The sequence below is a fragment of the Paenibacillus sp. FSL H8-0282 genome (assembly GCF_037963825.1).
In the GTDB taxonomy this organism is placed as follows: domain Bacteria; phylum Bacillota; class Bacilli; order Paenibacillales; family Paenibacillaceae; genus Paenibacillus_AQ; species Paenibacillus_AQ odorifer.
The window spans coordinates 1,278,972-1,298,317 of record NZ_CP150146.1 but is presented as its reverse complement, the minus strand read 5'-3'; the positions used below and the strand labels follow the sequence as shown (position 1 = coordinate 1,298,317).

Genomic DNA, 19,346 nt, shown 5'->3' with positions numbered 1-19,346 from the left:
TATTGTTGTCTAGCGGCCTTGTAACCGCTTAACTAGATTGTAGCTTGGATCCCATGATGTCGTAAGGTCATAAGGATTGGGACTAATACCACTATTATTGGATTCTTTCCTCCGTGGTCATGACGTTCTGCCGGTATTGCCCTGGACTAACATTTTCGAGTGCACGAAATACCTTCACAAAATATTTGGCTGTTTGATAGCCTACTTGTTCCGCGATTTCAGCAATAGACAACCGTGTGCTCACCAGTAGTTCTTTGGCTCGTTGTACTCTCCTTCTCGTTACATATTCACTGTAAGTCAGTCCCGTCTGCTCTTTGAAAAGGACGCTGAAATAGCTGGCATTCATGTGTAATTGATCCGCTATATCACGCATGGATATCGATTCGTGAAGATGTTCGTCTAAGTATTGGAGTGCCTCACGCACTTGAGTGCTATACACTTTCTCCTGCTGTACCGTTTCCATAAGCTTGGGATCGATCAGCTTCTCCATTCGTTCGATTCGATAAATATCATCCTTGCGTTTCAATGCTAATTCCACTGCTCGGACCAGCTTCGTTTTGTCGAGTGGCTTCAGTAAATATTCAACTACACCAAACTGCAAGGCTTTCTGTGCATAGTCAAATTCAGGATGGCCGGAGATCACAATAACCACTGGAGGATGAGGCATTTCGTTCAGCTTTTCAACTAATTCTAGCCCTCCAATCTCAGGCATGCGCACATCGGTAATAAGTAGATTAACTTCGTTATTTTGCAGCCATGCCAGTGCCTCAACACCGCTTGCTGCGGTTTCGATGCGATATTGACCGGATGACCAAGCTTCTAATGTTTTACGAACCCCTTCTCTTGTTCTCGGTTCATCATCTACGATGAGTATAGTTTTCACGTGTTTTTCCCCTCTCCAGGTTCATTTGGTATTTCAAAAGAGATGCTAGTTCCATAACCTTCTTCACTTCGTATTTCAAGCCCGTCCGTATTGTCTACGTAACTGAGTTTCAGTCTCCGCTCTATATTAGCAATACCAATCCCAGTCCCTTTGGAAGACCTCATGCTCCCCTTCTCCATGGTGTGATAGATAGACGATATCTTTGCTGCATCCATCCCTGGACCATCGTCAGTTACCGTAACCAATGTATATCCCGGACGACTTGAAGGTCTGACAATTAGCATGACTGTCCCCGGTCCAACCCTTTGCTCTACGCCATGAAGAATCGCATTTTCGACAAGAGGCTGGATTAACAGCTTCGGTAGCGGGACACTTCGGCAAGCTTCATCTGACTCAATCCGCCAGGATAACCTGTCGAGCATACGCATCTCCATAATCTTCAAATATCTTTCGGCATGGTCGAGCTCATCGCCGATAGTCACCCATTCATCATCATCAGTTCGATTGATGACATAACGAAAAAGCCCAGACATATCAACCACAATTTGAGCCAATTCCTCCTCACCTTTTTCATCGAGTGCCCAGTAGAATGCTTCTAATGTGTTAAATAGAAAATGCGGATTGATCTGAGCCTGAAGTGCCTTTAATTCTGTGCGACTCTGAACGATCTCCTTCTGATAGACGACTTCAATTAGTTCATTCAGAGAGTGAACCATCTGGTTGTAAGTATTATTGAGCTCATTGATCTCCATAGTTGTAGAAGTGACTGAAATCGGTTTCAAGGTTCCAAATCGTGAACCGCGCATCACTTTTATCAAATTCAGTATGGGCCGTGTAATCATCGTGGATAAAATAAAAGTAAAGATGAGAAACAATAAACTGCCAACAACACCGGATACGATGATCGCTGTACGAAGGACAGATATCCCCTCTGTCGTATAGTCAACTGGAGTAAGGATTACTAGCCTCCAACCTGTTGCCTTGGACTGCTTCTGAATTACAATGTAGTCTTCTCCGCCAACCTCAACCTTTTCTCCTCCATGATCCAGTATCTTATTTGCATTGACATTTACGGAAAAATCGGAAGAAATTTGCCGTCCCGCTTCATCAAATAATCTCATTAATTCACGCGTTTCCGCCTGTGAGCTGTCCACCTCATCCGTAAGCTGGAAGTAACTTTTCTCAATTTGAACCATAATATAGCCAGCTTTCGTGAATGAATGATCAATCAGCCTAATATTACGAATCGCAATGACGATATCCGAATTCCGCGGGTCAAGTCCAAACCATACGAGACGTCCTTTGCCCTCGTCCACCCGGCTGATCCATTCTTCGGATACTCGATTGTTCAGGCTGGCGTCATCAACCGAAAGTAATTTCTGATAATCACCTGCATACAGCTCAATGGAACGAATCCCTGTCGCATACGCCTCATATTTACGTACTTCCTGCTGGATGGTTTGACGTTCGGCGAAGCTGATCGGCTTTCCTTCAGCCTCTTGAGCGAGCAATCGCTGAATGGAGGCGTTGGTTGCCACTTGCGCCGTCAACGTATTAATCTGCCGGATCAGTACATCCAATTTGCCCGTTGCCTGAACTGCAGTCTGTTCAATGTGCTTCTCCGCACTATTGCGTAATAGAACCGAAACTTGCCCGTACATAAAAAAACCAACCGTGGCGAGTACGATCACCATGACAAACATGAAACCCAGGAAAATTTGATTACGCAATGTGTTTAACTGTCCAAACCTCGTCAATCTTTACACTCCCTTCCGCCTGATAGACTTGATTCCTCATCAAAAAAGATGACCCTTAAATCTTCAGGAATCATCTGCAGCTCTAGTTATTTGTTAATTCAGCCTTTGGATTATATGATATCAGTGATTAGTTTCTGAGCCCATATCCATATCGCGTTTTAATTTATCCAAATCAACCAAAAAAAACAATATAGAATATATACTCGTGCCTACCAGAGTTGCACACAAAAAAACCGTACCTCCGCTGACCCGGGTATACCGGAATAGCAGTGTACGGCTTGTATTTTTAAATGTGGAGGTTCTAATTAAAACTACGGTTGGACACCCATGAACCCTGCAATTTACGCAGCATAATAATTTGTCCAGTATGGTAAGAATCGTGTAGGATAAGGCTCATTACCTCTTCCCCTGGCGCATGACCCGAACCGCCCCAATCATACGCGCCTTCTTCCAACGCTTCAACGATTTCTCTAAGAGCAGCATGCACGTCCTTCAGGTCTGCAACGGTTTTCGCCCATGCTTCTTCTCCTTCAGCTGTTACAGTAAAGGTATCATCGTTGCTTTCAGCATCGGGTTGTTTGGGCAACCCTTTTAGCTTTCGCAGCAAACGCACCTTATAATAAGTTAGATGGTTAACCGTTTCCCAGATAGAATTGGCCGCCCCACCCTCTGGCTTCCAGAGAGCCTGTTTGCTATCCACACCTTCCAGCGCATCGCTAAGCGGCGGAGCCCAATCCTCGATATCCATGCAATAATCCCAATTTTGGAGCAAGACCTCACTGATTTTATTTTGCATGTTCAACCTCCTAAAAATTTGTGTAAACATAAACTTCATGGTGTAGCTTCAAAAAGAACTACTTCAAAGCGAACTAATATGTAACGACTTAAACCATAATATAGTGGTTACAAAAGAAATGTAGCATATTTCCAGATTGTATTCAAGTAACTAGCTAAACTTATTTTTAACTGTTACAATGATTTGTAATGAGCGTTGAATCGGAAAGGATGAACAGACCGTGTTGTGGGAGGATTTCATTAACAGCTACTGGCGGGATTGGCGAACAGGAGATAAGAATAAAGATCGGGACAGGCTCGATGAAGAAGAATGGGTTTTTAAATGGCTGAAGGAGTATTCTCTTTTAGAAACACAGATGCCGAACACGATAGAAATGGCGCAGCTTAAAAAGCTTCGCTCACTACTATGGAACTGGGTACAGGCTATTGTGCAAGGAAACACGGTGTATGGAGAAATGCTTGAACAGCTCAATATCTATTTGGACAAGGGTCCTGTTACACGGCGAATTGTATGGAAAAGCGACGAGCAAGCGGAAATAAAGCTGTTGCCACTCCATAGCGGTTGGGAACAGGTGATGGCGGAGATTGCGGCGTCTTTTGCCGAGGCATTGCTTGAAAAAGAACCCACCAGATTCCGCATCTGCGAGAATCCCGATTGCCTCTGGGTCTATTACGATGATACACGCAACCGTTCCAAGCGATACTGCGATGACAAAGCTTGTGGCAACCTTATGAAGGTGCGGCGCTTCCGGGCGCGGAAGAAGGCTGAGTCTGAGGGGGAATAGAGTCTATAGGCTAATAGTTTATATTAAAACTCTTATACTTAATGTAAGCTTGTTCCGTGTAGGAAGAATAAACTTGAGGTTATTAGCGCAGTGTGAATTACGTACATTTTTCACTCTCTATGCATCCATTAGAGCCTATGGTTAAGCTGGTAGTGAGGGAGGCGTGATCCAACCCACTGTCAGATCCCCCTCGTGATAGCTTTCAATGATAATTCCTTTATCCATATTTATAATCCATGTATCAAATCCAACAGCAATAACATCATTGAAGTTATTTATAATATTATTTAAATTAGTTTCCACTACCGGAAGATTGATCTCATTCCACACAATAAAATAGTTATCACGCAATAAAATAGATTCTATGTCTTTCAATTCTTCCGGCGTCTTAAAGGATTTCTTTTGATCAATAGATTCCCAGTCAATCCGCGCCCACTGTGTGAAATTAACTATACTCTCCATCATAGATACAATCTCGGACGACTTTTCTAAACTATATATTCTTGTGTTGGGACCTAAAGCTTCGATACACTCACTGTAAAGAGAACCTAGTGGGTTTTCTATTTTCACTCTTTTTTTCAGTTGCTCCATACGTAATAGCCGTGCTTGTTTATCACTCACTTTCTCACAACCTTTAACTCATCCTATTTTTTAGCGAAAAAAACCTGGCCTTCTCTAGATAGTTTTGTGCACGGAGCTTTATGAACTCGTAAAATAACTGCATTTCATACACTTATTCCGCATCCAAAGGGGATCATCAGGACTTTAATTGTATTCTGTACACTTAAAAACTATAAAATGTGCCCATAGAGTAATAAATCACAAAAATAGATGTACGAAATACAGTTATATCCTTTGGCGGGTTATTTGCAGGATTATAGTTGTACAAAATACAGTTAAAAGCTTCTGCACATCGCTCTCCTTGGCTCTTAATCCCCAACAACCCCAATATCCCTCCACCCGATCATGATCTCTTCAACAATCTCATTCCCAATCTTCACTTCTTTTGTCGCAACAGATTGCCCACGCACTTTGTGGTAGAAATGAATCGCGGGATTTCCTGTTACCACCCAAGTCATGAATGAGCTATAATTTTTCTCCAATAAATTCTGTGCTACGCTTCTTATGAGTTGCCTTCCAAGACCCCTTCCTTGCTGTTCCTTAAGCAAATAGAGTGCATATAGCTCCGCATCATAGAGATCTGAGAGATCTGACCCTCTTCGCGCTCCTCCATTTGCAAAACCAATAATCGTCCCAGCCCCATCTTCAGCCACATACATAACCTCGTCTTTATTGGGGTTTTCAAAATTCCGAATCCAGAGCTTTCTTCTTGCTTCCACGGTGATTTTATCGAGAAACTCGTCCGAAATTAGCCCTCTGTACGTGGTTTTCCAACTCGCAGCGTGGACAACAGCGATCCCGTCTATATCACTAGCTGTTGCTTCTCTAATCTTCAATTTATTTCCCCCTCAGATTTCCGATAAAAGCTTCAGCTAGTCCAAGATTGACAGTACTTGCTTATGAATAGTAACTATTTAAGGATTCTCTAAAGACATTAATGGGCTCTTTATAATCAATAGGTTTATATATAATAGTGTTCAACCACTTATTCCTCTCAAGCAAGCTGCTGAAATCACTTTGAGCTACCGAATTGTATAGTGTTATTTCATTCATTGTTCCAAGTACACTTTTATTATTTGTACGGGATATAGTGATTTCTCCGGCCTCTAATAAATACTGATTTATGAGCTGCTTCTTAAAACCCTCCTGCAATAAATACTCCTTAAGTTCTATTCTGAACTTTTCAACCAATTTATCAGCTTGACCACTTCTTATTCCATCCAATAATATACATAACCGGCTTGCATCATGTACAAATAAAATATGTTTTTTTCTGAGCTGCATAATATTCACATGCCAACTAAAAAAGGAGGAGATGTCTTCTACTTCTACTGGAGCTACTTTCATATCTTTTAATAATTTCTGAGTATATCTTAGTACTAACATCGCTGACACGCTCCTTTGTCTTCACCCTGCCTATTAGTCTCAATAGTCCTTCTACCTCAATTTAACCTTGCAGTGCCTTTCGTACACTTAATATATATTTCGCCTGATCAAGTGGATTCACGCCCCGGCGGGTGCGCTCAGCAGATACGTCTGGTGGACATTTTTCATAGCCGGCAAAAAAAGAAGTAAACGTGCTGCGCCCCTTCGTGTAGGAGCTTAAGCTGACAGGATAATCGAGCGACGTTGCCAGCGGCAGACGTCCTTCGATAATCATCCGTTCGCCTTGCAGCACGGGAGGCTCGAACGTGCCGCGCATCTGCACGAGGTCGTTCATCACCCGTCCGCCATTCTCCTCAGGAACCACGATGCGAACCTGCAGAATCGGCTCCAGAAGCTTAGTGCCTACCCGAGCGAGTCCGTCCATAATTCCCATCGGAGTCGCCACAGCAAAATCCAGCGGATGGGTATGCCATACATGATGCTGTCCCTCGGTCAAGGTCACTTTAAGGTCGGTAACCTCCCAGCCATACAAACCCTGCTGCAAGGCTTCCGGTACACGGCGTGCGGTTTCGCTCTGGTATTGCGGCAGCAGATCGGAACTCCGCACTTTCGAATCGTAGACTAAACCACTGCCCGGAGGTCCAGGCTCAATCTGAAACCGCAAAATCGCCCAGCACGGTTTCGGCATCGTGTAAGCGATAAAACCTTCCCCTGCACGGGCTGGCGTTTCTTTATAAATGACAGAAGGCTGACCGAAGGTCACCTTCAGCGCATATCGCTCCTCCAGAACACTGTTCAGAATCTCCAGCTGAATCGGTCCCATTACTTTGATATGCAGCTCCCGCTCATCCTGCAGCCACTGTGCATCCAAAAGCGGATCTTCATCCGCCAGCTCCTGCAGCGCCCCGATAACCTTATGGTCATCCATATCTGGCTCCCAGAATACACGCACCGTTAGCAGCGGTACAGCCAGCTTCGCCTCCTCCGGAATGGCCCCCGGATGGCCGAGCACATCTCCGATGCGCACCCCGGAAAGACCATAGATAACAGCAATATCTCCCGCTTCAAGCGCTCCGACATCCTCGGTCCGACCACCTTCGACCTTGCGGATCTGGGTCACTTTTCCCTGAATATCCTGCGTATAATTCAACAGCGTATCGCGGTTACGGATCGTCCCTTCATAAAGGCGGACAAACGCCATCCGTCCCATACTTTTATCACGTTGAATATTGTATACGATGCCTGACACCGGACCCTCCACATTCCCACCAGCGCGCGGAAAATACTCAACCATCGCATCCAGCAAGGCAGTAATCCCAAGCCCCTTGGCGGCGACGCCATAAACCATCGGAAAAAAGCGACCTGATGAGGAGGCTGTTTTCATATATTTTTTCCATTCAGCCAAATCAATCGGACTACCTGACATATACTTCTCCAACAGCTCTTCGTCCCGTTCAGCTAAAGCCTCTAATAATTCTGTTCGCTTGTTAGCATCAGCTTCATTCTCCCATAAATCTCTTGCTCCTATGTACTCCTTCTCTTTGCCGATGGGTTGCTGAACCGGAATAATATCACTAGACAAATAATTTCGCGCCTCTGCCAGCACAGCTTCAGGGTCAGCACCTACACGATCCATTTTGTTCACAAAAATAAGTGTGGGGATTCCCAGCTTGCGCAGCGCGTTCCAGATCATCTCGCTTTGGGCCTGCACACCCTCCACGGCTGAAAGAACAAGCACCGCACAATCCATCACCCGCAAAGACCGCTCAACTTCGGACAGAAAATCGACGTGCCCCGGGGTATCGACCAGATTAATCTGCACACCTTTCCAAGCAAAAGAAGCCAATGCCGCCCGTACGGATATCCCCCGCTGCCGCTCCACATCCATAGAATCCGTCAATGCCGTCCCCGTATCTACGCTGCCAAGCGCTCGAATGCGACCGCTTTCATACAAAATATGCTCCGTTGTTGTTGTCTTCCCGGCGTCCACATGGGCAAATATCCCCACATTAATCCGTTCTGCTCCCTGCTGCTGAATCATCTATAGTTCCCCTATCATGAGCTAGATTTATCTAAATTTATGTGAATTTATATTATTTACATCCTTATGTTCCATAGTAATATATCCATCCACGTTGTTCCACCCTCCAGTTCAAATGGTTAGATTCAGCTATGCCGGGTATGTAATTACTAATATAAGAAATTTAACGCCGAGGAGGAAATTCATCATGACAGATAAACGTTTACAGGATAAAGTTGCAGTGGTTACAGGTGCTGGTTCCGGTATTGGAAAAGCTACAGCGATACGGTTTGCCCAACAGGGAGCTAAGGTATATATGCTTGACCGCACTCCCGAGGATTCCTATGAAACTAAACGTGAGATTGAATCTATTGGCGGTACAGCAACAGTAATTGAATGCGATGTCTCCAATCCAGGTCTGGTCGAAGAAAGTATTCGTAAGGTTGGGGAGGCGGCCGAGAAGATTGATATTGTTTTTGCCAATGCTGGCATTAATGGTACATGGTCTCCCATCGAAACACTAGAAATCGAAGATTGGAACCAGACACTGAATACCAACCTACGCAGCACCTTTTCCACAGTAAAATACGCCATCCCCCACATGAAAGAAAATGGCGGCAGCATCATTATCACCAGCTCCATTAACGGCAACCGAGTATTCTCGAACATTGGCGCTTCCGCTTACTCATCTTCCAAGGCAGGACAAGTTGCTTTTATGAAAATGGCTGCACTAGAGCTGGCGCAATACGGCATCCGTGTAAATGCCATCTGTCCTGGATCAATCGATACACAAATTGGAGATAATACGTATAAAAGCGATGATCTTCAAGAAGTGAAGATTCCTGTGGAATTTCCGGAAGGTAATCATCCGCTGGAAAATGCACCGGGTAAGCCTGAGCAGGTTGCCAATCTGGTATTATTTCTCGCATCGGATGAATCTTTTCATGTGACGGGAACTGAAATTTATGTAGATGGTGCCGAATCGCTACTGCGTGGATAATATTTTACTTGAATCGTTATAATATTTTAAATTCTATGCAACATTTTGGTCTAATCTACCATCTAAGAGTATGGAGGTGACGCAAATGAAAAAACCATTATTCATAAATAACGCTAAAAAAATGACTATAGCCTGCGGCATTTTGGCAGCGAGTGTGTCTTTTGGGGCATCCGCTTTTGCTTTTTCAGATTTGAAAGGTGATCCTGCGGAAGCAAAAATCAACTCTTTGCATAAAGAGAGGATTATAAACGGAGTTGACAAAGATAAGTTTGCTCCTAAATCTAAAGTAAGCTTTGCGCAAGGGATACAATTCATCGTTGGGGGTCTGAATCTGACTCCGCAACCAGCGGCAGGTAGTAGTTCTTCCAAAGCCAGTGATTATTTTGATAAAGTGAACGACAAGGCCTGGTATGCTTCGGCTTTCCTGACTGCCAAGGAAAATGGTCTTTCACTCGACCGTACAGTGGATCCTAATGGAACTATCACCCGTGCTCAGTTCGCGCACTTATTGACGCAAGCGTTGCAAAGTAAAGGTAACTTCCCTGTTACGCTGATGTATGTAGACATTAAGGACGGCGATAAACTCTCTACAGAGGTTATAAATAGTCTCCAGATCCTGCTGAATACACATATTGCCACACTCGATAAGAACGGTAGTTTCCGGCCGAATGATGCTATTACCCGCTCTGAAGCAGCCGCTCTGATCTATGATGCAGCCGCTTTTGCTAAACGTGTAATTGTATCTAATGGCAGTCCCACTACTCCAACCTACGAAACAGAGGTTACGTTGACCAAAGCGGGTGAAGGCGTAAATAAAGCCACCCTTACCGTTAATAATCTACCTAACCCCGGGTATGGGCTGGTGATTGAGCGAATCGAATTTGGTAAAGACAATACAGCTGTGATTTACTTTAACGTGACTGCTCCTGAACCAGGGAAAATGTACGCGCAGGTGATCACAAAAGCATCTGTTGCCACTTATCTGCCAGATGGATACAAAGCTATCGCTCAACCTGTAACTGGCTCCGCCTCTTATTCGTCTAGCGCGGCACAATAATATAAATTGAACTTGAGGGTTTTAGAGTTAAGGGTCAGTCGCAGCTGCGGTGAATATTTGGATTTCCAGCTACCGTTTATGACGGCTGAGATACGGAGAAGCTTATGCTTACGAAGATGGCTTTCCCATGGAAATCTTAGCAGCGGTTGCTATCGCTCCTACAGTCCCAAAGTTCCTCTTCGCCTCTCTTCCCTTTCCTCAGGTATCTAAGTTCATTTTTATAAACAAATAAGGGATGCCTCAAAAGCCATCATATGGCTACTGAAGCATCCCTTGTTTGTTGTTCCTTCCCCCTTTATCCCAACTCCAAACTCTGATTCATTAGGTAACGGATGCAGCCGCTATCGGACTACATAGTTGCTATTGTCTTAAAAAGTATCCAATATGGGCCTATTTCTAACGACTAGCTGCACTGGGCCCGAACTGTGCTCCAATCGCAATAAATTTGCAAATAACGTCGCTGGGTTCGCAAGCTAACTCAGGCTCAGAAATGCTGATTACTTAGCAGTGATGAACATCAGACTTCGAGCGATTAGATCATTTTTGTGTGCATAAAGCTACTTGACGGGGATGAACATCAAACTTCGCGAGATTAGATCATATTTGTGTGCATGAAGCTACTTGATGGGGATGAACATCAAACTTCGAGCGATTAGATCATTTTTGTGTGCATGAAGCTACTTGACGGGGATGAACATCAAACTTCCAGGGATTAGATCATTTTTGTGTGCAAGAGGCTACTTGACGGGATGAACATCAAACTTCGAGCGATTAGATCATATTTGCACGGACGTAGCTTCTATCGGACCCAGATGACCTTATTCGCAGAAAAATGCCAATTTCACGATACTATCGGACTCCACCGTCGCTATTGGCACAAAAAGCACCATAGATATGCCTTTTTCTAATGAATAGCTGCACTGGAGTCCGAAACTATGCCCTAATCGCTAAAAACACGCGAATAGCGTCATCTGGGTCCGTTAGGCTCAGCGTATATCAATGGATATGAAAATCCGCTAAAGCAGGTAGCCAAAAACAAAATACAGGTCAGCGATGCTCCAATGTTTGCGGTATGCGAACGTAGCAGATGGGTGTGTAGCAGTTAGGTATGCAGTAACTAGGTGTTCAGTAACTAGGTGTGCAGCAGTTAGGTGTGCAGCAACTAGGTGTGCAGCAGTTAGGTGTGCAACAGATGGATTTGCAGCGGATGGGGTTGCAGTAGCTATCGGACCCAGATGACCTTATTCGCAGTATAATCGCACATTTGGACTACTAAAGGACTCCATCGTCGCTATTGGCACAAAAAGCACCATAAATGTGCCTTTTTGTAATGAATAGCTGCACTGGAGTCCGAAACTGTGCTCTAATCGCTAAAAACACGCGAATAACGTCATTTGGGTCCGTAAGGATCAGCGTATACCAACGGACGTGAATAATAAGTTGAAGCAGGCAAACAGCGTCCATAATAGCGCCATCTGAGTCCGTAAGCTAAGGCGTCCATAATAGTATCATCTGGGTCCGTAAGCTAAGGCGTCCATAATAGCATCATCTGGGTCCGTAAGCTAAGGCGTCCATTGATCATGAATAATGCCGACTAATGCATGGTCTTCTCCGATCTTTTCGAAGACTAGACGCAGGCTGCGCCAATCCATTCCCTCGACAGAAGGATCGATGCCAGCAATATGATATTCAACGAAATCATATTGCTCCTTAGGATACACTTCGTTTAAGTTATTGATCGTCGTCCCTTGCCCAAGCCCCTTGTTCACAGCAATTTCGGCCTTCTGAATGAAGTCCGCATCATAAACAAACCGCTTGTAGTAATCTGCGAATGTCAGCTCGATTAAATCACCGGAGCCAGCAAATGTTCGCCAGACTCTTTTGGTAGAGTCATTCATTAATCCTTCTACTTCCTCCCGGGTGAATACAAGATCATTTTTTGTATCCACGTATGCATATGGAGAGAAACGTAGCCCTTTATCCCGATGTACCCATGCCGCTAATTGCTTCATATCCTTGTTTTTAATTGACCTTATAACCGTCGTCGCTGCTTCCTCAACTGATGGCGGTAATCCCTCTAGATCCTGCGGCTGCCCCGTACTTGATGTCTCAGTCTCCTGTGGTGATTCCGTAGTAGCCGCTGACTGTGCAGTTGATGTCTGCTCTGGCGTCTGCTTTTGTGTCTGCTCTGGTGCCTGCTCGGGTATCGGCTTTTGCGTCTGCACTGGCGTCTGCTCTTGTGAATGCTCTGGCGTCTGCTTCGGCTCCGTCCCTGCTTCTGGCGTTCCGCTACATGCTGTAAGCCATAACATTGCTGCTATCAGCGCCAGCCCACCGATTTTTTTTGCGAAGTACATAATATCCCTCCTTAGCTTCGATCCTTCACTCTTTAGACTGATTTGAACAAATGAAGGTTGCAAGCTTATACTAAAACTATCAATCATACAACTCTTATGAGAGGGCGGGGTTACCATTCATTTAACAGAAAAACTTAAAAGCCTTCCCCTAACTCCCGGCGTTTATCTCATGAAGGATAATCTCGGTCATATTATATATGTTGGCAAGGCAAAACAGTTAAAACGGAGAGTCCAATCTTATTTTCAAAACTCAAAATCTCATTCCCCAAAGGTTAAGCAGCTTGTAAGAAATATTAAAGATCTAGAAATCATCCTTACGGATACCGAATTCGAAGCCTTTATGCTGGAATGCAAATTAATTAAAGAGATCAAACCCATGTACAATAAAAAAATGAAAAATCCGCAGGCTTATACCTATATCGTAATAGGAGCGAATGAAAAAATACGTTCGTTAGAGATTACGTATGATCCTGCGGTCAAAGAAGGCACTCAGGTTTTGGGTCCCTATACAAGCAGAAGCACGGTTGAACGGGCAGTACAAGGCATTAAAGAAAGCTCAAAAATCCTTTGCAGCAACCCTAGCTTTAAAAATTCCCTATGCCTAAACCATTCGCTTGGCCTATGCATTGGGATGTGTGCAGGCGGAGATGCCGCTGTTCAATATAATAAAATTATTGATCGGGTCATTGGCTTACTAAACGGCTCAGATTCCAGCATCCTCGAGGAAATGGAGCAACGGATGGCAGTGGCCGCGGAGCACTATGACTTCGAAACCGCCGCCAAATACAGGGATTATATTGGAGCTGTTAGCTTCCTGATTCACAAAGAGAAGGTCATCGAATTCGCTCAAGAGAATCAGAGTATTGCTGTTCTTGAGGCCATGAATGAACAGACGCTTAAACTCATTCTGCTCAAGGGCAACCGTATCCTGTCCCATACCAAGCTACAATATGATCAACCGGATATCACCCACCTGCAAGCGGCAATAAAGTCAGTGATTATGACCACTTTTCACAGTGAACCCAATCAGACCCCGGCAGCGATCGGCCGCCATGAAATTGACGAAGCACAAATAATATACAGCTATTTAAAAAGCAGCTCCTGCAGCTATATCATCATTCAAGAGGATTGGCTTGCAGCTGAGCAACGTTCCAATATGGAGGCTTCGGTAAATGAGCTGTTGCAGATTTTTTTAAATGCGCTTCCCTCTCATTCCTATAATTAAAAGGTACGGGTTGTAACTGCGGTAAATGTTTGGACTTCCGGCTGATTATAGTAAACGGCGGCCTGCCTTTGCAGGCTGCATTTTTCGGTTTTGCTTCTTCAACAATCTTTTATAGCGTTTCTGAGTGTAAAGCACCTCACCCGCCTCCATTACCGTTTCCTTCGCCTCATTAACAACCAGCTTAGTTTCCTCCACACATTCCTTCATACGATTGATCTCCGATTTGAATCCCCCAGATCTGTCCTTCGCCTGCTCCAACGTGATCTGAATGTTTCCCTTCATCTCATCTATAGGTTCTTTCAACCCCTCTACTGATTGCTTAACTCCGTCAAGGGATTGCTTCAGGCCATTCACACTATTTTTTAATTCTTTCAATGGATTTCCCACATCTATCTCCTCCTAATAATAAGCCATTAGTTCAACTGTTACTCTAAACTTACCCAAAGAGTGCACGTCCTTCACTTCTATAATGACAAAAAGGGTTCCAGCTGAAAATAATCAACAAGAAGCCAGTCCCCAATAATGGAGACTGGCTTCTTGTTGTCGTTCTTTGAGGATCACTGCGATCTGTCTACTTTACGCTTCCCGCCTCAACACGCGGCGGACGCATCGTCAAGCTGACCCGGCCCTTCTTCAGGTCAACCCCCATCACCCAGACGGTAACATTGTCTCCTACGGAGACAACGTCCATCGGGTGCTTCACAAAGCTGCCGCTGAGCTGGGAAATATGCACCAGCCCATCGTTTTTGATGCCGATATCGACGAATGCGCCGAAATCGATAACGTTGCGGACGGTTCCCTGCATTTCCATGCCAGGAACCAGGTCCTCGATCTTCAGCACATCGGTGCGGAAGATCGGCAACGGCAGCTCCTCGCGCGGATCGCGGCCCGGACGCTGCAAGCTCTCCAGGATGTCGCGCAGCGTAGGCACGCCGACATCCAGCTTCACAGCCAGCTCCTCGGCATTTTGCACCTCAAGCTGTGAGGCCACTTCTTTGCTGCCAAGCTTATTCACATCGAGGCTTAGCTCACGGAACAAACGATCCACCACCGGATAGGACTCGGGGTGAATAGGCGTGCGGTCCAAGGTGTTGTCTCCACCCGGAATCCGGAGAAAGCCGATACATTGCTCATAGGACTTGGCACCTAGACGAGGTACCTTTTGCAGCTGCTTCCGAGTCGTGAACTTGCCGTTCTCTTCCCGGAATTTAACGATATTCTTAGCAATTGTTCCATTAACCCCTGCTACATAAGAGAGCAAGGCAGGAGATGCCGTGTTCACATCCACGCCAACATGGTTTACCGCTGATTCCACGACGGCTTTAAGACTCTCCTCCAGATGCTTTTGGGAGACGTCATGCTGGTACTGTCCCACACCAATAGCTTTCGGATCGATTTTCACCAGCTCCGCCAGCGGGTCTTGCACACGACGGGCGATAGAAGCCGCGCTGCGCTCCGCTACATCCAGATCCGGGAATTCCTCCTGCGCCAGCTTGGAAGCCGAATAGACACTCGCTCCCGCTTCATTAACGATCAGGTACGCCAGCTCTGGATTGCCAATCTCGGCAATCACTTCTGCTGTAAACTGCTCCGTTTCACGCGAGCCTGTACCATTGCCGATTACGATGAGCTGAATGCCGTACTTAGCAATCAACTCTTTGAACTTAGCAGCAGCTTCGAGCTTCTTGTTGTTCGGCGGCGTCGGATAGGTCACAGCTACCTCTAGCAGCTTACCTGTATCGTCTACAACAGCCAGCTTACAGCCAGTACGGTATGCAGGGTCAACACCCAGCACACAACGTCCCTTTACTGGCGGTTGCAGCAGCAGGCTACGTAGATTGCCAGAGAAGATCGAAATCGCCTGGTTCTCCCCACGTTCGGTCATCTCTCCACGAACTTCACGCTCTACAGAAGGAGCAATCAAACGTTTGTAGGCATCCTCAGTCACTGCTTCCAGCAGTTCCTTCACCGGGGATGGCCCTTTAATGATCTTCCGTGCGATATAGGCATGAATTTTATCAGTGACGACCTCAATGCCTACCTTTAATATATTTTCACGCTCACCACGGTTAATTGCTAGGATGCGGTGAGGTGGCATTTTGTGTACAGGTTCACGGTAACTATAGTAATTTTCGTATACAGATTCTTGTTCTGCATCCTTTGCTTCAGACACAAGAATACCTTGACTTGCTGTATACTGGCGAACCCAAGAGCGGATCGCAGGATCATCTGCTATGTTCTCGGCAATGATATCCAGTGCGCCTTGCAGCGCTTGGTCTGCGCTCTCTACTCCCTTTTCCACATCAATATATTTCGATGCTTCAGTCTGTGGATCCCCTTGTCTTTGCTGCTCCAAGATCCAGTTAGCAAGCGGCTCAAGTCCTTTTTCCTTCGCAACACTAGCCCGCGTCTTACGCTTTTGCTTGAAGGGACGATACAAGTCCTCTACTTCCTGAAGCTTGACCGCATTGATAATTTGCTCATGAAGCTCTTTGGTCAGCTTGCCCTGCTCTTCAATATTGCGTATAACGTCTTTTTTACGTTCGCCTAGATTGCGAAGATAACCCAGCCGTTCTTCAATATCACGAAGCGCATTTTCGTCCAGCTCACCCGTCATTTCCTTCCGATATCTGGCGATGAACGGAATGGTATTTCCCTCATCCAGCAGTCCTACCGTAGTGCGTACCTGTTTCAGACTAATGTTCAATTCCTTGGCAATCGCTACGGTTATCAATTCCTGCTCCCGCTGTGCGTTTGCCTCATCCGTAATGACTTCCGTATTGCTGTTATCTACCGCCATTAGTATCCCTCTTCCCGTACACAATCTGCTTATACATATCTTGATCTCATAATTAAAATAGTATCACAGATTCGGCTCTGCACCAAAGACCAGCCCGAATAGCGCGCTTTGTACTGAACCGCTGTGCGATAAAGCGAGGCATGGTAGAGTGGTCAGAGCCCGGATTCGGCGATTACGCCCGCTGTCCCATTCCCCGTTTTCCGGAACTCAGTGACAATACAAAACACAAAGCCAGAACGAGCGCGGCTGCCCCATATGGGAAGTTAATACTAAGATCAAATAAATACCCTGCGACGATAGGCCCAGCAATATTTCCGAGACTTGTATAAGCTGAGTTCATTCCCGCTACGAAACCTTGCTGCGATTCTCCGGCCATCTTGGAAAGCTGTGTGCCTACTGCTGGACGCAGAATATCCATTGCAAAGAACACAATAAAGGTAACCGTAATAATCGCCCAAAAGCCGCTTACAAACAAGGTCAGCAGAATAAACAATGATGAGACTATAAGACAAGTGGAGATCACCTTGTTCTCCCCGAATTTATTCAAGATCCAGCCAAACGCGGACACCTGCACCACCGCACCTGCAATAGAACCAAAGGTAATTACAAAAGCGATATCCTTAGGCGTAAAGCCAAATTTATGGTCCACGAACAATCCGAACACCGTTTCATAATTAGCCAGCCCAAAAGCCATGACAAATACAATAATTAAGCCGAAAAAATACGGTTCGCGATAAGAACGCATCAGCTGCGTCAAGAAGCTTTCCTGATTATTTTTTGATAACGTCGCTTCCTTACGTTTCTCTTCAGATAGAGACTCAGGCAAAATTAAAACTGTAATTAGAGCTGCAACTCCAGCTGCACCCGCTGCACAGAAAAAGGGTACCCGCATTCCAAGCTCAGCAAGATAACCGCCAATCCCAGGACCAATAATAAAGCCGGTGGTAATGGCTGCATTAATTAGCCCCATTCCTTTAGCTCTCTCTTCAAAAGAAGTCGTGTCCGCTACATAAGCCATAACTGCCGGCATAATTAAAGCAGCTCCTGCACCACCAAGCAATCTCGAAACGAACAAGAGCCAAGGTACATTGGCCAGACCAAAAATCAGCTCCGATATCGCAAACACGATCAAGCCTGCTACAATCACCTTTTTTCTACCGATTCTGTCGGATAATCTGCCGGCAAATGGCGATATTAATAATTGGGCAAGCGAGAAGGAGGCGACCAAGAGCCCGACAGTACTTCCGCTGATCCCAAGCTCATTCATGTAGGTTGGCATTATTGGGACTACTAGCCCAATTCCAGTAAAAGCCAGAAAAATATTAAGCATAACAAGCAGCATAGCGCCTCTGTTTCTAAGTAACAATGACATTGTATTAACCCTCCGTGTGTTTAAAGCCAAAACTTCGAATATTATGCATGTTAAGACCGACCATCCGGTCTAAATAATAATAAAAAAATAACCCTTCCTATTCCGGTGCCTTTGAGAAGCTTCAGCCTTCATGTTCCTGAATGTAAAGCTTCTTTTCATGCCCCTCGTTATCTTACCCCGTACGGATCCCTTGTAATAATAAATTTACTGCTTCCCGGTAATATTTTTTTATATCCTCCTGGGTCTTCTCATGAATCGAGAATTCAGAAACTCTTCCAATCCCTTCAAGCATGCCACTCACGATGATTACATAGTTCTCTAAGTCGCCCTTTACCAAATATCCCGTTTCAATACCTTCCTTCAAAAGATCACGACAAGCATGTGAGGCTGCTTCATAAAGAAGTGAAAGCCGCTTGCTAATCTCTTCCGGGTGGCATCTGCTTCTGGAGAATTCCTCGAGCGCATGAATCAATGGATTCTGAAAATCATTTGCGTAGTGTTCGGCTAACGCATAAAATCGTTCTTCGATCCCTACAATTTCCTGTTTCTTATCATCCCACGCTTGCAGCCACTCTAACGTATCCACTTCCACTACAAATAGAAAAAGCTCATCCTTGCTCGGAAAATGGTGATACAGACTGCCTTTACTGACATTCGAGGCTACACAAACTTCATTCATAGTTACGGCAGCATAACCCTTTTGTACAAACAGCTGCGTGGCCTTGCGCACAATTCTTTTTTTAGTTTCTTCTCCGTCTGAGCGTCCTTTGATTCTAAGCACCTCCTAAACCGACCGTACGGTCTAATAATATCAGATCATTTTCAAAAAGTGAAGACCTAACGATTCTTTATTTACTATACGCAAAAACGCACATTAAAAGACGCCCGGATTCGTACCCGAGCGCCAATCTCATGAGTTATCTATAACCTAGGGTGATTAAAAATCAATCAGACCAAGGCTGATTTGCAGCGATTCATCCACCTTTTTCATCGTTTCATCATCAAGGTGGGTGATCTTGTCAGTTAAGCGTTGTTTGTCAATCGTCCTAACCTGTTCCAGCAAAATAACAGAATCTCTGTCAAAGCCATGAGCAGCTGCGTCAATTTCCACATGTGTAGGTAACTTAGCCTTCTGGATTTGGGCTGTGATTGCAGCCACAATTACCGTCGGGCTAAAGCGATTGCCAATATCGTTCTGGATGACCAGAACTGGCCTTACTCCGCCTTGTTCAGAACCTACAACCGGCGAAAGATCAGCAAAAAAAACATCGCCACGTTTAACGATCAA

17 protein-coding genes are annotated in these 19,346 nt (G+C 45.2%); 4 read left to right on the top strand and 13 right to left on the bottom strand.

Annotation, left to right across the window (positions count from 1 at the left end; all coding sequences use genetic code 11):
- Nucleotides 1-94: 94 nt before the first annotated feature.
- From NST94_RS05580 to NST94_RS05570, 3 genes are all read right to left on the bottom strand, one after another.
- A complete protein-coding gene (locus tag NST94_RS05580; RefSeq protein ID WP_038569070.1) occupies nucleotides 95-883 on the bottom strand; it encodes a response regulator in 789 nt (262 codons plus the stop codon).
- Nucleotides 880-2,640, bottom strand: coding sequence for a sensor histidine kinase (locus NST94_RS05575; protein ID WP_038569068.1), 1,761 nt, complete (start codon nucleotides 2,638-2,640; stop codon nucleotides 880-882). Before NST94_RS05575 ends, NST94_RS05580 begins: the two co-directional genes overlap by 4 nt.
- A gap of 301 nt (nucleotides 2,641-2,941) precedes the next feature.
- The gene (locus tag NST94_RS05570) at nucleotides 2,942-3,436 is read right to left on the bottom strand and encodes a DinB family protein (protein WP_076303352.1); all 495 of its coding nucleotides are present in this window, start codon (nucleotides 3,434-3,436) and stop codon (nucleotides 2,942-2,944) included.
- Between the two features lie 220 nt (nucleotides 3,437-3,656).
- On the opposite strand from NST94_RS05570, the gene NST94_RS05565 reads away from it, so the two are divergent.
- A complete protein-coding gene (locus tag NST94_RS05565) occupies nucleotides 3,657-4,220 on the top strand; it encodes a CGNR zinc finger domain-containing protein (protein WP_076280200.1) in 564 nt (187 codons plus the stop codon).
- A 141-nt stretch (nucleotides 4,221-4,361) separates the two neighbouring features.
- On the opposite strand, the gene NST94_RS05560 is transcribed toward NST94_RS05565, so the two are convergent.
- The 4 genes from NST94_RS05560 to NST94_RS05545 form a co-directional block, all read right to left on the bottom strand.
- The gene (locus tag NST94_RS05560) at nucleotides 4,362-4,841 is read right to left on the bottom strand and encodes a hypothetical protein (protein ID WP_076303353.1); all 480 of its coding nucleotides are present in this window, start codon (nucleotides 4,839-4,841) and stop codon (nucleotides 4,362-4,364) included.
- A gap of 308 nt (nucleotides 4,842-5,149) precedes the next feature.
- Nucleotides 5,150-5,677 (bottom strand): GNAT family N-acetyltransferase, encoded by a 528-nt coding sequence (locus NST94_RS05555; RefSeq protein ID WP_076303354.1) that lies wholly within the window; start codon nucleotides 5,675-5,677, stop codon nucleotides 5,150-5,152.
- 61 nt (nucleotides 5,678-5,738) lie between these two features.
- Entirely contained in the window at nucleotides 5,739-6,227 is a 489-nt protein-coding gene (locus tag NST94_RS05550; protein ID WP_036686793.1) for a hypothetical protein, read from the bottom strand.
- A gap of 61 nt (nucleotides 6,228-6,288) precedes the next feature.
- Complete coding sequence (locus NST94_RS05545; RefSeq protein WP_076303356.1) at nucleotides 6,289-8,268, bottom strand: TetM/TetW/TetO/TetS family tetracycline resistance ribosomal protection protein; 1,980 nt, start codon at nucleotides 8,266-8,268, stop codon at nucleotides 6,289-6,291.
- 187 nt (nucleotides 8,269-8,455) lie between these two features.
- Between NST94_RS05545 and NST94_RS05540 the strand changes: the two genes are divergently transcribed.
- Together NST94_RS05540 and NST94_RS05535 are read left to right on the top strand one after the other, a co-directional pair.
- Entirely contained in the window at nucleotides 8,456-9,247 is a 792-nt protein-coding gene (locus NST94_RS05540; protein ID WP_076280197.1) for an SDR family NAD(P)-dependent oxidoreductase, read from the top strand.
- An 85-nt stretch (nucleotides 9,248-9,332) separates the two neighbouring features.
- Nucleotides 9,333-10,304: an S-layer homology domain-containing protein gene (locus tag NST94_RS05535; RefSeq protein WP_339281765.1), complete on the top strand. Its 972-nt coding sequence runs from the start codon at nucleotides 9,333-9,335 to the stop codon at nucleotides 10,302-10,304.
- A gap of 1,562 nt (nucleotides 10,305-11,866) precedes the next feature.
- Here the strand turns inward: NST94_RS05535 and NST94_RS05530 are convergent.
- A complete protein-coding gene (locus NST94_RS05530; RefSeq protein WP_076129529.1) occupies nucleotides 11,867-12,661 on the bottom strand; it encodes a hypothetical protein in 795 nt (264 codons plus the stop codon).
- Nucleotides 12,662-12,830: 169 nt separating this feature from the next.
- On the opposite strand from NST94_RS05530, the gene NST94_RS05525 reads away from it, so the two are divergent.
- A complete protein-coding gene (locus NST94_RS05525; RefSeq protein WP_339281764.1) occupies nucleotides 12,831-13,886 on the top strand; it encodes a GIY-YIG nuclease family protein in 1,056 nt (351 codons plus the stop codon).
- A gap of 45 nt (nucleotides 13,887-13,931) precedes the next feature.
- Here NST94_RS05525 and NST94_RS05520 read toward each other — a convergent pair whose 3' ends face one another.
- The 5 genes from NST94_RS05520 to NST94_RS05500 form a co-directional block, all read right to left on the bottom strand.
- The gene (locus tag NST94_RS05520; RefSeq protein WP_339281763.1) at nucleotides 13,932-14,273 is read right to left on the bottom strand and encodes a hypothetical protein; all 342 of its coding nucleotides are present in this window, start codon (nucleotides 14,271-14,273) and stop codon (nucleotides 13,932-13,934) included.
- A gap of 184 nt (nucleotides 14,274-14,457) precedes the next feature.
- Complete coding sequence (locus NST94_RS05515; RefSeq protein ID WP_076129532.1) at nucleotides 14,458-16,686, bottom strand: Tex family protein; 2,229 nt, start codon at nucleotides 16,684-16,686, stop codon at nucleotides 14,458-14,460.
- 172 nt (nucleotides 16,687-16,858) lie between these two features.
- Nucleotides 16,859-18,058: an MFS transporter gene (locus NST94_RS05510; RefSeq protein ID WP_076100052.1), complete on the bottom strand. Its 1,200-nt coding sequence runs from the start codon at nucleotides 18,056-18,058 to the stop codon at nucleotides 16,859-16,861.
- A gap of 172 nt (nucleotides 18,059-18,230) precedes the next feature.
- The gene (locus NST94_RS05505; protein WP_081383506.1) at nucleotides 18,231-18,839 is read right to left on the bottom strand and encodes a TetR/AcrR family transcriptional regulator; all 609 of its coding nucleotides are present in this window, start codon (nucleotides 18,837-18,839) and stop codon (nucleotides 18,231-18,233) included.
- A 156-nt stretch (nucleotides 18,840-18,995) separates the two neighbouring features.
- Complete coding sequence (locus NST94_RS05500) at nucleotides 18,996-19,346, bottom strand: type II toxin-antitoxin system PemK/MazF family toxin (protein WP_036686777.1); 351 nt, start codon at nucleotides 19,344-19,346, stop codon at nucleotides 18,996-18,998.